The organism is Myxococcus sp. NMCA1 (assembly GCF_026810205.1).
Taxonomy (GTDB): domain Bacteria; phylum Myxococcota; class Myxococcia; order Myxococcales; family Myxococcaceae; genus Myxococcus; species Myxococcus xanthus_A.
Genome location: NZ_CP113950.1, coordinates 5,199,290 through 5,214,358 on the forward strand (window position 1 = coordinate 5,199,290; position 15,069 = coordinate 5,214,358).

General features: G+C 64.6%; 9 protein-coding genes and 3 pseudogenes. 7 read left to right on the forward strand and 5 right to left on the reverse strand.

Going from position 1 to position 15,069, the window contains the following annotated elements; translation table 11 throughout:
- The first annotated feature begins 127 nt into the window (after window positions 1–127).
- Window positions 128–2,092, forward strand: a complete 1,965-nt coding sequence (locus OZ403_RS21425; protein WP_268781600.1) for an ATP-dependent nuclease — start codon at window positions 128–130, stop codon at window positions 2,090–2,092.
- A gap of 1 nt (window position 2,093) precedes the next feature.
- Window positions 2,094–3,995 (forward strand): UvrD-helicase domain-containing protein, encoded by a 1,902-nt coding sequence (locus tag OZ403_RS21430; RefSeq protein ID WP_268781601.1) that lies wholly within the window; start codon window positions 2,094–2,096, stop codon window positions 3,993–3,995.
- An 8-nt stretch (window positions 3,996–4,003) separates the two neighbouring features.
- Here OZ403_RS21430 and OZ403_RS21435 read toward each other — a convergent pair whose 3' ends face one another.
- From OZ403_RS21435 to OZ403_RS39785, 3 genes are all read right to left on the reverse strand, one after another.
- Window positions 4,004–4,585 carry an IS630 family transposase gene (locus tag OZ403_RS21435; protein WP_328285547.1) on the reverse strand — a complete coding sequence of 194 codons (582 nt, stop codon included), beginning with the start codon at window positions 4,583–4,585 and terminating at the stop codon, window positions 4,004–4,006.
- 32 nt (window positions 4,586–4,617) lie between these two features.
- Window positions 4,618–6,098 (reverse strand): ISNCY family transposase gene (locus OZ403_RS21440; protein WP_442929818.1). Its coding sequence is split into 2 segments (ribosomal slippage): window positions 4,618–5,249 and window positions 5,249–6,098, totalling 1,482 coding nucleotides; the frame shifts between segments, so codons are not numbered across the junction.
- Window positions 6,092–6,964, reverse strand: coding sequence for a helix-turn-helix domain-containing protein (locus tag OZ403_RS39785; protein WP_442929819.1), 873 nt, complete (start codon window positions 6,962–6,964; stop codon window positions 6,092–6,094). Before OZ403_RS39785 ends, OZ403_RS21440 begins: the two co-directional genes overlap by 7 nt.
- On the opposite strand from OZ403_RS39785, the pseudogene OZ403_RS21445 reads away from it, so the two are divergent.
- The 3 genes and pseudogenes from OZ403_RS21445 to OZ403_RS21455 all read left to right on the forward strand — a co-directional run.
- Window positions 6,963–7,037 (forward strand): annotated as a pseudogene (locus OZ403_RS21445) (hypothetical protein); the annotation flags it as partial. The gene OZ403_RS39785 and the pseudogene OZ403_RS21445 sit on opposite strands and share 2 nt — an antisense overlap.
- Before the next feature lie 148 nt (window positions 7,038–7,185).
- The gene (locus OZ403_RS21450) at window positions 7,186–8,343 is read left to right on the forward strand and encodes an IS4 family transposase (RefSeq protein WP_268781588.1); all 1,158 of its coding nucleotides are present in this window, start codon (window positions 7,186–7,188) and stop codon (window positions 8,341–8,343) included.
- A gap of 4 nt (window positions 8,344–8,347) precedes the next feature.
- Entirely contained in the window at window positions 8,348–9,301 is a 954-nt protein-coding gene (locus tag OZ403_RS21455) for an IS630 family transposase (protein WP_268781603.1), read from the forward strand.
- A gap of 13 nt (window positions 9,302–9,314) precedes the next feature.
- On the opposite strand, the gene istB is transcribed toward OZ403_RS21455, so the two are convergent.
- Window positions 9,315–10,076 carry an IS21-like element helper ATPase IstB gene (istB, locus tag OZ403_RS21460; RefSeq protein WP_140876531.1) on the reverse strand — a complete coding sequence of 254 codons (762 nt, stop codon included), beginning with the start codon at window positions 10,074–10,076 and terminating at the stop codon, window positions 9,315–9,317.
- Window positions 10,073–11,581: an IS21 family transposase gene (gene istA, locus OZ403_RS21465; protein WP_268781604.1), complete on the reverse strand. Its 1,509-nt coding sequence runs from the start codon at window positions 11,579–11,581 to the stop codon at window positions 10,073–10,075. Before istA ends, istB begins: the two co-directional genes overlap by 4 nt.
- Before the next feature lie 893 nt (window positions 11,582–12,474).
- On the opposite strand from istA, the pseudogene OZ403_RS21470 reads away from it, so the two are divergent.
- Both OZ403_RS21470 and OZ403_RS39790 read left to right on the forward strand, forming a co-directional pair.
- Window positions 12,475–12,750, forward strand: a pseudogene (locus OZ403_RS21470) (transposase); the annotation flags it as partial.
- Between the two features lie 199 nt (window positions 12,751–12,949).
- A pseudogene (locus tag OZ403_RS39790) lies at window positions 12,950–14,538 on the forward strand (IS3 family transposase).
- Window positions 14,539–15,069: the final 531 nt, after the last annotated feature.

Sequence of the window (15,069 nt, forward strand, 5' to 3'; positions counted from 1 at the left end):
CGCGCACCTCTCCGCACCATCTCCCCCACCGCACTTCAGTCCCGTCTGTTCTGTGCGTTCTATGTTCAACAGTAGGCCAAGAGTCGCTAGGGTAGTGCACCCAACCGTCCTCACACCGTGAGTCACCGTGCGTATCGAGAGTGTTACCATTTCTGGCTTCCGGAGTTTCGGCCCCAATCCAGTTCGCATTGCCTTAGCCGGCGACCTGACTGTGGTTATTGGGCCAAACGCCTCAGGAAAGACGTCTCTGCTCCACGCCCTGGCCAAGCTGTTTGGAGTCACTCGATCCCAACGCACCGTTCATCGCTCCGACTTTCACTTGCCGCCCGACGTAGATCCAGGAGATCGAAAACCTCGCAGCATGTTCATCGACGTAATAGTTGGAATGCCCGAGTTCGCCAAAGGTGCTGCGACTGCGGAGAGCGTCGCGCCCACTTTCAAGCATATGCGTATCGAGCGTCCTGCTGCGCCGCCCGTGTGTCGGCTGCGCTTAGAGGCACATTGGGCGGACGACGGCACGGTCGACGGAGAAGTTACACAGGAATTGTATTGGATCGACACGCTTGGCGCTACGATCAGCGACGAGCAGCGTCACCCTGTGACACCATCCGATAGGGGCCTTATCCAACTTTACTATACGCCAGCCAGTCGAGACGCGGAATCTCAGATCCGTGCGACAACAGGGGCGCTCGCCGCGAGATTGCTGCGAGCAATCGAGTGGTCGCAGCGGACAAAGCAGGCGGTGGTTGCGGCCAGTCAAAGCCTGCGGGAGAGCTTCAATACTGAATCGGCAATCAAGGCGATCAGTGAAGCCCTCACGAAGCGTTGGTCATCGCTACACGACGACAAGACAGATACCGAACCAAGCTTGACGCTCATTAGTCATCGCTTCGAGGAGGTCGTCAGCCATGTTAGCGTTGTTTTTCAGCAGGGCCCAGCTGGTGTCGAGCGTGGTCTTGAGGCGTTAAGCGACGGGCAGCAGTCCCTATTCTACTTTGCGCTCGCGGCAGCGGTGTTCGACCTTGAACGCGCAGCCGTAGCCGGCCACATCACGGGATTTAATGCGGAAGATCTTGCGATCCCGGCCCTCTCAATATTTGCGATTGAAGAGCCCGAAAACCATTTGTCACCGTATTACTTGGCGCGCATTGTGTATCAAGCGCGATCGCTTGTCTCAGATGGGGTTGCACAGGCAATCATCACGAGCCACTCGCCCGCCGTGCTAAGCCGGGTAGAACCTGGAGAGGTTCGCTACTGCCGCTGCGAACAGAAAACACGCCTTTCCTCCATAAGCGCTGTGTCCTTGCCCGAAAACGATCAAGAGGCTGCGAAGTTCGTACGTGGGGCAATGCTAGCCTTCCCTGAGCTATACTTTGCGCGCTTCGTTGTGCTTGTGGAAGGCGACTCCGAGCGGGTTGTCTTGCCGCGCTTGGCCAAGGCATTGGGCGTGCTGATTGATCCAGCCTTTGTGGCCATTGTCCCTCTGGGCGGGCGGCACGTGCAGCACTTCTGGCGATTGTTGAGCGATCTTGGAATTCCTTATGCAACTTTGCTTGATTTGGATATTGGTCGCGAAGGCGGTGGATACGGCCGAGTAAAGACCGCAATTGAGCAACTGCTGGCGATTGGTGTTGGCAAGCAAGATGTCCTGGGAATACCAAATGGCGTGATGTCCGATGCAGAATTCGCCCAGATGCACACTCGAAAAGACGAGCACTTGGCAGCTTGGGCAACTAGCCTAAAGAAGCACGGCGTCTATTTCTCGTCACCGCTCGATCTGGACATGGCCATGTTGCATGCGTTCCCCCAAGCCTATGCTTCCATAATTCCAACGGGCGGCGGACCGAAAATGACGACTGAGAAAGCTGCGGAGGTGGTGCTCGGCACCAATGGGCTCAAGGATTACGATGGCGCACTCAGCGACTATAGACAATTAATGCCGGCATACCGCTACCACTTCCTGACGCACAGCAAGCCCGCGACGCATCTGCGGGCACTGGTCAATCTCGATGATGAATCATTAAGGCAAGCTATGCCGGCATGCCTGCTGCCTGTGTTGGAGCGAGTAAGGGCATACCTGCGGAGGGACTAGGATGTCGCTACATCGCCGCCGTATCCGCGCTGAAGAATGGAGCCCTGTCGGCATCGAGTCGCTTGAGGATAATGCTTTTGATGTCGTGCGATCAGTCGACAATCGCTCGGTGATTGCTGGCCCTGGCGCTGGCAAAACTGAGTTACTAGCACAGCGAGCCGCCTACCTTCTCCAGACAGGTGGGTCGCCGCGACCGCAGCGAATCCTAGCGATCAGTTTTAAGCGCGATGCGGCGGCAAACTTAGCCTCACGGGTGCGTAAGCGGTGTCATCCGCGACATGCCGCCCGGCTCGATTCGATGACCTTCGATGCCTTCGCGAAGAGCATCGTTGACCGTTTCGGGCAGGCGCTACCAGAGGCTTGGCGGCCCCGCCCCGACTACCAAATCTTCTCTCCTACGGAGGGGCAGTATCGCGACTATCTTGGCAGTCTTGGGGCTCCACCTGCGCAATTTGGTGCCCGAGCTCAGATTATGGCTATCAAAGCAAAGGACTTTGAGCGCAAGCATTTGTTCGGAGTGCCTTTGCCTGAAGTGCCTTACCCGCCGGAAAATGCAGCACAGTGGGCTGCAGACCGCTACTGGCGCACTTCGCTGGAAAACACGCGAGACAATTTCCTCAGCTTCCCGATGATTGGTCGACTGGCTGAACTTGTGCTACGTGTCAACCAAGTTGCGCGCCAAGCGCTCGCATTGACCTATTCGCATCTGTTTTTGGATGAATTCCAGGATACTACGCAAATCCAGTACGACTTGGTCAGGACCATTTTCCTTGGATCTGCGGCCATCGTCACTGCGGTTGGCGATAACAAGCAGCAGATCATGCGATGGGCGATGGCAATGGACGATCCTTTCGGTGTGCTAGAGCGGGACTTCGGAGCCAAGCGAACGCCCCTTCTGAACAATTACCGCTCGTCGCCGGAACTCGTCCGCATCCAGCACGTCCTTGCTCAAGCCCTTGATGCTCAAGCGGTTGCACCAGTATCAAAGACTCAGGCAACGGTGTCTGGCGGGAGTTGCGCAGTCTGGGACTTTTCTACTCCTGCAGTGGAGGCGAAAACGCTGGCCGCATTCATCGCTAGCCAAATGAAGGAGTTCAGTCTTGGTCCGCGCGACTTCGTGCTGCTTGTGCGACAGCGTGCAGTGGACTATGCGAAAGTATTGGCGCCAGCCCTTGCCAATTACGGGGTGCTTCTGCGGAATGAAGCAGCATCGGTTGGGGAGGTGACGCTACAGGAGTTGCTCGCCGAAGACTTGTCGGAGATGGTGATCGGATTTGCTCGTTTGGCTACAAGCACACGGGCGGGTCGGTATTGGAGTGAGTGTCAGGACACCCTTGCCAACCTACGAGGTTTCTCCGTAGATGATGATGCCTCGTGGGTTCGGCTTAGTCGTGAACTCGACACTTTCTGCGCTGATTTTCGGCAGAACTACCCCAAGCCGGTTACTGACCTGCCCGCAGCTTCGACGTTGGTTGCTGGAGTGCTAAATTTCATTGGTCTGAAGTCCCTTCTTGCCGCTTTTCCAGTATATCGGCAGGGCGACTGGATGACCAAGGTCACTAATGCTATCGCATTGCACATCCAGGCGAGTTGCGCGATGGCGAGTGACTGGGCGACGGCGCTCGATGTCTATGAGGGTGTGAATGCCTTGCCCCTTATGACTATCCACAAGAGCAAGGGTCTTGAGTATCATACCGTCATTTTTGTTGGGCTCGACGATGGTGCATGGTGGAGCTTTTCGCAGGATCAGATCGAAGCCACCGCTGGATTCTTTGTCGCGTTCACACGGGCTAAACAGCGGGTTTTGTTCACCTATTGCCCAACGCGGGGCATGCGCCAGAAAATTGCAACACTCTACGAGTTGCTCAAACTCGCGGGCGTTAGTGTGATCCCTGCTGGCTAGCACGGTGATCACGGCGGTTGAGGAGAGTAGCCGCAGTAGGCGAACCAAGCGGCTGCATCCTGCGGCCGCACGGTCGAGAGCACCTCGCGCATGGCCTGCAGGAGGGCCGCGTGGGTTCGCGCGCCGATGGCCCGCAGGCGCGTCTTCACCTTCAGCCAGCACGACTCAATGGGGTTGAGGTCAGGGCTGTAGGGCGGCAGGAAGAGGAGATGGGCCTTGCGGCTGCGAACGAGCGTTTCGACTGCGGGATGGTGATGGGCGCTGAGGTTGTCCAAGACAACGACGTCGCCGGGCTTGAGGACGGGAAGTAGCCCCTCTCGGACGTAGGTCTCGAAGCGTTCGCGATTGGTGGCCCCCTCGAAGGTCAGCACGGGCCCCACCCCCTGGAGCGTCAGGTCCCCAATCATCGTGAGGACCTGTCGACGCCCCATGGGCACGTAGCCACGTGCTCGACTCCCTCGGTGAGCACGTGCATAGCGGCGAGTCATCGTGAGGGTGGCGGCGGTCTCATCGATGAAGTGGAGATGCGAAGGCTTCAGCTCTGAGGTCTTATCCAGGTACCGCCTTCGCGCCTGGCGACTCTTCGCCAGCCGCCGCTCGGAGGCGAGGAGTGACTTTTTTTCTACGTCGGCAAAGCTCTCCTGAGCCCCCGCTCAATCGCTGCGAGATAGGCGTTCGGATTGGCCCGGAATCGGCGGCCCAAGGCTCGCGCGTATTGCCGTCTTCGAAGGGAGGCACGCAGCTTCCTCCACGCGACGACGTCTTTTGGGGCCAGTTCCGCGCCGACAGTGGGGGCCAGTCGGGTCGCCACTGCGGCGACGACTCTCACCTGTCCGCGCACCACCAGGCCCTCGCTTCCGCGGCGCCGACCCGAGGCCCGGCGCTCGTGGTAGCGGCAACTGCCAAACAGGTGCTCCAAGTCATTGTCCGTGCGAGGCAGGCCGGGTACGTCGTAGCAATGGAAGAGGCCGGGCCAATAGCGACGCGTCTCCAGGAGGAAATGTGCAAGCGCCGCACGGTGGGGGGAGCGGGTGCGTCGCACGGCATGCTCCAGTGCGCCGACAAGGCCGGCCATGCGCCTTTTGACGTGACAGCCTTTCTGGCCGGAGGCATTGGTGAGGATTTCGGCGACACGCTCTACCCACCGGTAGGCCGCCTTCAGTGGTGGCCACATCCTCGCCGTCTGCATCAGGCCGCGCCTCAATAGCAGGCGCAGCCGTGTCAGCCCTCTGGCGCGCGCCCCCCTTTTTCTGCCCGGCGGAGACTCGCTTCAGTCGCTCGCAGTCGCCGGTGCAACTCCAAACCGGAGGGCTTCAGGGGTGGGCGCCTGTCGTCCGTCAAGGCGCTGCGCACTGCGGCGCAGTAGCCGCGGACGGCTTGTGCTTGGGCGTCCTGGCGCCCTTCGACGGCGCGCTCGATAACCCGCACTCCTCGCACATGACTCTTCAGCAGCTTCTTGGCGTGCCGGTCCGCTTCGTAGAGGGGGCGGGCCGCCTCACGCAGGTAGTGGAAGTGGCAGAGTTGGTGAGGCACCCCAGGCAGCGCCGAGGCCACCGCGTTGCGGATGGAGCGCTGGCCATCCGAGACGACGCCGGCAATGGGCACTGCCAGCGCCGCTTTCACCTCCAGGAGCAGCGGAGCCAACTCCGCCTCACCACTGCCCAGCAAGCTACGGGCTGCCAGCACCTCGCCGGAGAGGCAGTCGCGCACCACCCACAACACCTCATGGCCTACCTCGGGCTGCAATCCGTCCATGGCTAGCACCACCCGGCCCTGTTGACGTGTCACCTGCTGCAGTCGCCGACTGTCTGTCATTCTCAGTGCCAGCAACTCATCGTACCGGTCGAGTTGGTTGGTGACACTGCGCTCGGAAATGGAGACGCCCCGTGCGCGAAGGACTGCATGGATTTCCGGGACGCTGCGATGCTCGTGGTAGCGCAGTGCACCAATCAAGGCGATGACGTCCAGGCCAAACTCATGGTCCGGCAGCGCCCACCGGCCCTCTTCTTCGGCACGCACAGGTCGCAAGTACAACGGGCACCCCTTCCGGTGGCACACTCGCACCTGTACCTTCAGGGCGACCACCGCCTCCAGCGTCACCACGTTCCGCCGTGCCCGGTAGTCCGCTGGGGCGGGCCCTCCGCACGCGGAGCACCGCCGTCGATGGTTCTCCAACCCCACCTGCCTGCTCGCCGGTGGGTGGGCAGTCGTGCGTCCCATGGTGCCACCTCCCCATGGAGGCAACACCGCGGAGGGCAGGAGGTATTTGCCGGCGTAGTTTTTTTACGTGTGTAGCCCAGGCGCCGGAAGGCACGTCCCATGGTAGGGCGGCTCACCCGTACGCCTGTCGCCTTGGCGTAGGCATCCGCAATCTCCTGGGTCGTGCTGTCGGGGCAGGCGTCCAGCAGCCGCTTCACCTTGGCGAGTTGCGAATCCGGAATTCGGTAGTGGGGCCGCGGACCAGGACGCAACGGAGCGAGGGAGTGGGTGCGCTTCCAGCGGCCGACGAGCCGATCAACCGTCGCGACCCCTACCCGAAACCGCTTGGCGAGTTCTTCCCACGTTTCCTCGTGTGCCAGATACGCCTCGAGGATGCGTTGCCTCAAGTCCATCGACAGTGGAGCGCCCATAGTCCCAATTTGAGGGCTCCGGAGCGCACTGCCTTGCTCCTGTGCTCCGGGACGCACCGATTCAGGGCTGCGCTGCTTGCTTCGCACGATCAACATCCACGAGCACCGTTGTAAACCACCGCTCGTGATTCTCGATCGCGGTTGGTGAGCGGGCGGGCGCGCGGGGCGACAGGAAGAGTCAGGGGCACATCCCGTTCGGCTCTGTGTGCGCAGAAGACCAGGAATCAGAAAGGCCCCGCCCAGGGACAAAGGTAGTCCCCGTCTTTCGCGGCTGCAGCGCCGCTCTCTCATCCGCTGGCGTGAAAGGAGCGGCTGCCCGCTCACCCTGCGGCGGTGCATGGCGGTGGTGGGAGTGTCGCGCGGCGAATCGTGCAGGCAGGTAGCGCGTGCTCTGGCGTGCGCCACCTCCACGGTTGTCTCCGCGGTCAATCGCTACCGGACGGGACGGCGTAAAGCCCTGTTGGACCTGAGCGATCCCCTCATTTCAGCGAGCTGCTCACCAGCCGCCTGCCAGCCGGCTCCGTGCGAGGTGGGGGTGGTGGGAGGCAGAAGGAGAGGCCATGCTGGTACGCAAGGTGGCCATCAACGAAGAGCAGGTGCGGACGTTCCTGTCGAACTTGTTCGAGGAGGACCTGCACGCCAAGCGGGTGTTGTCGCTGTCGCACGCGACGTTGGGCGTGGTGCACGCGGCCTCCTTGTCGGTGCACGCCATTGGCCAAGCGCTGGCATGGGCACGGGGCGGCGTGCAGAAGCACGGCATCAAGCAGGTGGACCGGCTGCTGTCCAACGAAGCCGTGGACGTGTGGAAGTTGGCGGCCGCATGGGTGCCGTACGTGCTGGCCGAGCGCGACGAGGCGCTGGTGGCGCTGGACTGGACGGACTTCGACGCCGATGACCACACCAGCCTGGTGGCCAGCCTCGTCACCTCGCATGGGCGCGCCACGCCCTTGTTGTGGCTGACGCTTCAGAAGAGCGCCCTGGCGGGCAACCGGGCCCAGGCGGAGGATGAGTTGCTGCTGCGGCTCAAGGAGTGCGTGCCCGACGGGGTGAAGGTGACGGTGCTGGCGGACCGGGGCTTCGCGGACCAGCGGCTGTACGCCTTCTTGGCGCAAGCGGGCTTCGAGTACGTGGTGCGTTTTCGCAAGAACGTGCAGGTGGAGGTAGCCGGCGGCTCGCGGTGTCCGGCGGTCGAGTGGATGCCCACCAGCGGGCACGCGAAGAAGCTGACGAATGTGCACGTCACGGCGGACCGGATGCCGGTGCCGGCGGTGGTGCTGGTGCACCAGAAGGGCATGAAGGAGCCGTGGTGTCTGGCCACCAGCCTGGGCAGTGCCAGCGCGCGCCAGGTGGTGGACCTCTACTCCCGACGCTTCTCGTGTGAGGAGACGTTCCGGGACGTCAAGGATTTGAGATTCGGCATGGGGCTGTCCGCGGTGCGCGTGAAGAGTCCCGAGCGGCGCGACAGGCTGCTGCTGGTGAGCGCACTGGCTCAGGTCCTGCTGACACTGCTGGGCGCCGCCGGAGAGAGCCTTGGCATGGAGAAGGGATTGAAGGCCAACACGGCCAAGACGCGCACCTACTCACTCTTCCGTCAGGGCTGCATGTATTACCAGGCCATCCCCATGATGAGGGAGGAGCGACTGCTTCCGCTCGTCGAGCGCTTCGCCGAACTCCTTCACCGCCACCCCGTCTTCCAGGAAACTCTCGGCTTCATATGAGGGGATGGCTCAGCTGTTGGACCGCAGGGCGGCCAATGGCGAGGCGAAGGTGGATGAGCGCTTCCTCGCAATTCTCTCGCACGTGCTGGCGGGTACTCCCGACGAGGTGGGCTGGTGCCGCCCGACGTGGACACGGGAGTTGCTCGCGCTGGAGATGGAGCGCCGGGGCCTGGCGCGGGTGTCGGTTGCCACCATGGGCCGTGCGCTTGCCACCCTCGCTGCGAGCCTGAAGGCGGCCAAACCCGTGGTGGGCTGCCCTTGGCCGGGCTGGAAGCGGCGCAGACGTCTCTTCGAGTTGCGCTGCCTGGAAGCCTGTGCCCGGTCCGACGAGCCGGTCCTCTATGTGGACGAGGTGGACATCCATCTCAATCCGAAGGTGGGACGTGACTGGTGCCTGCCCGGCCAGCGCCGGGTGGTTCTCACGCCAGGCAACAACACGAAGCGATACCTGGCCGGCGCCCTGGACTCGAAGACGGGCCGCCTCACTTGGGTGGAAGGCAAGTCGAAGGCCAGCTCACTCTTCATCCAACTGCTTTGGCGCACCGCCGGTGAGTACCCTGGCGCCCCACGAATCCACCTCATCCTGGACAACGCCTCCATCCACAGCAGCCAGAAGACGAGAAAGGCGCTCGAGCAACTCGGCGGCCGGATTGTCCTCCACTTCCTGCCGCCTTACTGCCCGGACGCCAATCGCATTGAGCGCGTCTGGCTGGACCTCCACGCCAACGTCACTCGCAACCATCGCTGCCGCACCCTCCAGAAGCTCATGCGGCGCGTCCATGCCTACCTGCTGTTGGCGGTCATCAAAGAGCGCGGGATTCTGGTCATCGACGCGGTCATCGCGGAGCGCGGAAATCGGGTCATCGGCGAGCGCAGGTATCGAGTCGAGGCAACGCAAGACGGCCCCGCGCTGCGCTCCGATTGCGGGGCGCAGAGCGAGGCCGGTGGGCATCGGTGAGTCGCGGGGACGCTCAGCTCTTCCTTGCCTTGCGCTCCGCGCGTGATTCCTCGGCCATACGCCTGCGGTAGCTGTCGCCCTCGATGCTGATGATGCTCGCGTGGTGGATGACGCGGTCAATGAGGGCGATGGCGCATGCGGCGTTGGGGAAGATGGTGGTCCACTCGGAGAATGGGAGGTTGGTCGTCAGGACAATCGGCTTCTTCTCATACCTGCGCGACACCACCTGGAAGAGGAGGTCGGCGTTCCTGGCGTCGTAGGAGAGGTAGCCAATCTCGTCGATGACGAGCAACCCCGCCTGAGTGCAGTAGTGCTTCAGGCGCCTGTCGAGAGCGCGAGCGGAGTCCTGGCTTCCCAAGTCGAGCAGCAACTGGGAGGCGGTGGTGAAGAGGACGGAGTGCCCAGCCTGCACGGCGTTGTAGGCGATATTCTGAGCAATCATCGTCTTGCCCAGTCCCTGGGGCGCGACGAGGACGACGTTGGCGGGGCGGGCCATGAAGTCCAGCGCCAGGGCGCCCTCGACGGCCGTCCTGTCGATGCGCTTGGGCCAGCCCCAGTCGAAGTCGGCCATCGTCCTGAGCGCGCCGAGCTTGCTGCGCGACAGGCGCCGCTCCACGCTGCGCCGGGCTCTGTCCTTCGTCTCTTCCTCGGTGATGGCTTCCAGCAACTCGGTGGGGCCCCACCTGCGTTTGGTGGCCAGGGCAATGAGGTCATCGAGCGCGGCACTGGTGTGATGCAGGCCCAGGGTGTTGAGGCGTTCCTTCAAGGGGCTCATGACACTTGCTCCGTGTCGCGCCCGAGGAGGGCGTCGTAGGGGTTGAGGGAGTGCTGGGGGACGCGTTGCTCGCGCACGCGCGGGTCATCCGGCAGCACCAGGGGCAGCGGCGGAGGGGCGCCCCTTTTGCGGCTGCGTTGGTCGAGGACGTGGGCAACGGCGGCGGGGCCGAGTGCGCCGCGAGCGAGCGTCTCGGCGATGGCGGCGTCGGTTTCGGCGGAGCCGTACCTGTCGGCCAGCGCCAGCAGCTTCACGGTGTGGTTGCCGAGGTTGTCGCCGCGGCTGGTGAGCGCCTGGAGGAGTTGCTCGGCGTGCGGGCAGCGTGCGCGCAGCAAGTCCCTGCCACGCAGCTCGTGGGCGTGGGCCTTGCGCCTGGCCAGGGCAGCCAGGTGGCTGGCATCCTCGACGACGGCGCCCTTGTCCCAGCTGCGCACGTGCGAGGCGACTTCCACGGCGCCGTCGAGGAGGCGCACCGTGGTGGACGAGGCCACCAGCGTGAGGGGCCGGCGCACCAGGCCCTCGGGAATGGAGTAGTCGTTGCCGTCGAAGCGCACGTAGGGCGTCTTGCCGGAGGCGGCGGGGCGCACCACGTCGGTGGGCAGCGGGTGCGCGGGCAGCGGCAGCAGCAGGGGGCGCTCGGCTTCCAAGGCCTGCGCCACCGTGCGGCCCGAGGCGTCGCCGGGCACCCGGCGCTGGTGGGCCACCTCCTCCACCCAGCGCTGCAGTTGGCGGTTGACGTCGTCGAGGCCGTGGAAGGTGCGCGCAGAGAAGAAGGAGTCGCGCAGGTAGCGGATGGTGCGCTCCACCTTTCCCTTCTCATTGCCGCGGTAGGGGGCGCAGGGCTTGGGGACGAAGTGGTAGTGGCCGGCGGCTTCCAATATGCGCGGGTGGAAGTGAATGATGTCTCCGGCCCTCTGCAGCACGACGGACTTCAGGTTGTCGTAGAGGAGGTTGCGAGGCACGCCGCCCAGCGCTTCGAAGGCTTGGACGTGGCCCTGGAGGAAGCACTCCATGGTTTGGCCCAGGAAGAAGCGCGCGTACATGGCGCGCGAGCGCGCGTGGCCCAGCACCAGGACGAAGCAGGAGAGCGTCCGGGTGGCCCGCCCCACCCGCACCTTGCCGAAGCTGCCCCAGTCCACCTGGGCCTCTTCGCCCAGCAGGGTATTGCGGCGCAAGAAGGCCTCGGCCTGGGGCCCCGGACGCACCCGCCGCACGTAGCGCTTCACCTGCTCATAGCCGCCCAGGTAGCCACGGGCCTTCACCATGTGGAAGAGGCGCGTGGCCCTCAGGCGCGGGTGGGCCTTGAGGGTGACGTCAATGAAGTCCGTGTACGGGCCCAGCACCGTGGGCTTCGCCGTTCTGTCAGCACTGGCTACCGGCACGTCCTCCAGGGCCGCCTCCACGGTGTCGTGGTGCAGCCCCAACTGCGTGGCGATGGTGCCCACCGGCCAGCCTTCCGCGTAGTGCAACTGGCGAATCCGGGCGCGTACCTCGAGGCCAATCATCCTCCCACCTCCTCAGGGTGGGCAGCGCCGCCAGCGCGGGCCCATTCGGGTGCGCGCCAGGGTGGTGTGACGGAGGAATGGATTGGCGCGTCCGCAGGACGTGCAAGCCGGAATGGACGGTGGTGCATACGCAGGTGGCCTCGCTGCGCTCGGCTCCGCGGACACCTGCGTGGTGGCCTGGGCCGGCGCGGGCGGCACCGTCACCTCCAAGGCCCCTGGCGGGGGAGACTGATGCGTCACTTTCCGCCGCCGTCCTCGGTACGCGGCCTGGCGCTCGGCGTGCGCATGCCGTCCGTCTCGGGTGCGCTGGTATCGCCGCCCGGCCGCGCGCACCGACTCCGCACGCGCCAGCACCCCGCACCTGCGCTCGCAGTAGCGCTGCCCCCTGTCGCACCGGCTGCACAGCTGAAACAGCCTCCGGCACTCCGGCCGCCCGCACACCACCAGACGCAATGACTCCACGCACACCTTCCCGTGCGCGCCGACTTCTGGCGCCGCGCCGCGGAGTGCGCTACCCCTCCCTCACCGGCTCGCCCCTCTCGCACACCAGGGCGCGCCCCCAGGAAGGCCCTCCAGGTGTCGCTGGTGGGCCTTCTGACTTTTCAGGACGCGCGCAGCCCCGGACTCCACCGGCTCGCGCTCCTCTCCTCAACTTTTCGGCGGCACCCAGCGCTGCCCCTGGCAGCAGAGCTCTCGAACTTCTCGCCGTCCATGACCAGAAATCCGCGCTTCCTGGTGACCATCAACACTACCTGCACGCTCGCAACGCCCAGCGGCGTGCCAGTCCTATCCTCCGCAAGGTCCATCTGCAGCGCGTCGCCTGAGCGCGTGCGAGATTCATGATCGGGCGTTTAGTACGATTCGGTCACTCAGTTGGGACGCAGCGATTCGCCGAGGGCATGGACTGCCTGCGCGAGGGCTTCGCTGCCGCCACCTGCTTCTTCGCCTTCCCCAGGGCCCACTGGAAACGGCTTCGCAGCACCAACGGCCTGGAGCGTCTCCACGGCGAGGTGAAACGCCGCATCCGCTCCGTCGGAGCCTTCCCGGACCGCGCCAGTGCGCTGCGCCTCATCATCGCCGTCGCACTTGAAGTCACCGGCATCTGGGACGACCGCCGCTATCTCGACATGACTCTGCTGAATTCAACTCCAGACACCACCGCTGCTTGACCCCGCCAAGGAGCCTTCCTCCCCCGAACCCCCTCCGGACCAACTACACACGATTCGGGACTTGACCACCGCCGGGTGGGCGGTAGAAGACCCGTGCCGAGCGCCACTACAGAGCTGTGCCCCCTGTGTCAGGGAAGATGTCGCCTCGGCTGACGTGCCGAGCTGACGACGCCCTGGGGGCGAGAGCAGGCAGAACGCAGTGCCGTACACGGATGCATTCAAGGCGCAGATGGTGAAGCGAATGGTGGGCCCCGGCGCGGTGAGTGCCGCGGCGTTGGCCCGCCAGGTGGGAGTCTCGCAGCCGACGCTGTCGCAGTGGTTGCGGGAGGCGAATAAGTTGGCGGCCATGACGCCCCCGCCCGAGGAGAAGCCCGTCGGCCCCAAGAAGTGGACGCCCGAGGAGAAGTTGCGCGTGCTGGCGGAGGCACATGGACTGGCGGGCGAGGCATTGGGAGCGCTGCTGCGCCGAGAGGGGCTACACGAGGGGCACCTGGCAGAGTGGCGGGCGGCTGCCGCTGGAGCCCTCTCTCAGGGCACGAAGGAGGCGCCGTCCGGGGCCCTGACGGCCGGCCAGCGTCGGCGGCTGGCCGTCTCGGAGAAGCGAGTGAAGGAGCTCGAGCGAGAGCTGCGCCGCAAGGAGAAGGCGCTGGCTGAGGCGGCCGCACTGCTGGTGCTCGAAAAAAAACTTCAGGCGATGGGTTGGGACGAGAAGGACTCGGGCGACGAGGACGGCGCAGCGGACGAGACGTGCGAGAAATGACGCTCGCGCTCGTCGACGAGGCGCTGGAGAAGGGCGTGCGGCTGGAGGCCATCTGCTCGCGGCTCGGAGTCGTTCCGCGCACCATTCAGCGCTGGAGGAAGCCAGCGACGGCTGAGGACCGGCGGTGTGGCCCGCATACCCGGCCGGCCAACCGGCTGTCCGAGGTGGAGCGACGCCGCATCCTGGCGGTGGCCAACAGCGAGGAGTTCCGGGACGCCTCGCCCAAGCAGATTGTCCCCAGGCTGGCCGACAGGGGCGAGTACGTCGCCAGCGAGGCGAGCTTCTACCGGGTGCTGCGCGAGGCAGGGCAGCTGGCCCACCGCGGCCGCGCCAAGGCCCCTGTGCCCAGGCCTCGGGCCGAGCACACCGCCACCGGGCCGAACCAAGTCTGGAGTTGGGATATCACCTACCTGCGCGGCCCGGTGAAGGGCAGCTTCCTCTACCTGTACCTCGTGGTGGACGTCTTCAGCCGGCGCAGCATGGGCTTCGCGGTGCACGAAGAGGAGTCGTCCGAGCACGCCGCGGCCCTCATCCGCCGCTCCTGGCAGGAGGCTGGCTGCCCCGAGGGGCTGGTGCTGCACTCGGACAACGGCGGCCCGATGAAGGGCGCTACGCTACTGGCCACCTTGCAGTGGCTGGGCGTCACCCCGTCCTTCAGTCGGCCCCGCGTCTCGGACGACAACCCCTTCTCCGAGGCCCTTTTTCGCACGCTGAAGTACCGCCCCAGCTTCCCTCAGCGCCCCTTCGCGTCCGTCGAGGACGCGCGTGCCTGGGTGACGCGCTTCGTGGCCTGGTACAACACCGAGCACCGCCACTGCGCCATCCGCTTCGTCACGCCCGAGGACAGGCACTTCGGCCGCGAGGGCGCGCTGCTGGCCCGACGGCACCAGGTGTACCAACGCGCCAAAGCCCGTCACCCCGAGCGGTGGAGCCGCGACACGCGCGACTGGACGCCCGCGGGCCCCGTCCGCCTCGGCCCCTCTCCGAACCTCACCCCAGCAGTGCAGGAGTTGAAGCGCATCGGTTGAACCCTTTCACGCGACATCTACCTTGACGCTCACCGTGTGGAGCCCCGGTGTGCAGCGGCTGCCATGGCTCGCGCCGAGCTTCACTTTGGGGTGACTGGAAGCCATCCGCGCCAAGTGCCGCCTCGGGTCCGTGGAGTTTATCCAGTCCGCAGTGGCGGCCACGGACCTACTCAGGCATTACCTCAGGGCCGTAGAACCTGCCCGGTACGCAGCGGCGGACAAGCCTCGTGCCAAGCACCATCTTAGGGCAAGTGGTGCCTGCCTCGTGTGCAGTGGCCGCCAACTTCCTACGAGCATCACCTCAGAGCTTTGTGCCCATCAGATGACGGCAGCCAAGCACTGAAGCGCTTTGTCGCCGCAGACGGCATAGTTCGGTAGATGCGCGCAGCGATGGTTTGCACCTGAACTCAGCGCTACACCTCGGGCGCGTAGTGGTCACCCGCGCCGAGCGCTGCCTACGGTGCGAGGTTCCACTGCGCATGGGGGTGGTTCATGATGCTGGTGCACCTCCGCTCCGGGTCAGACGGCTCT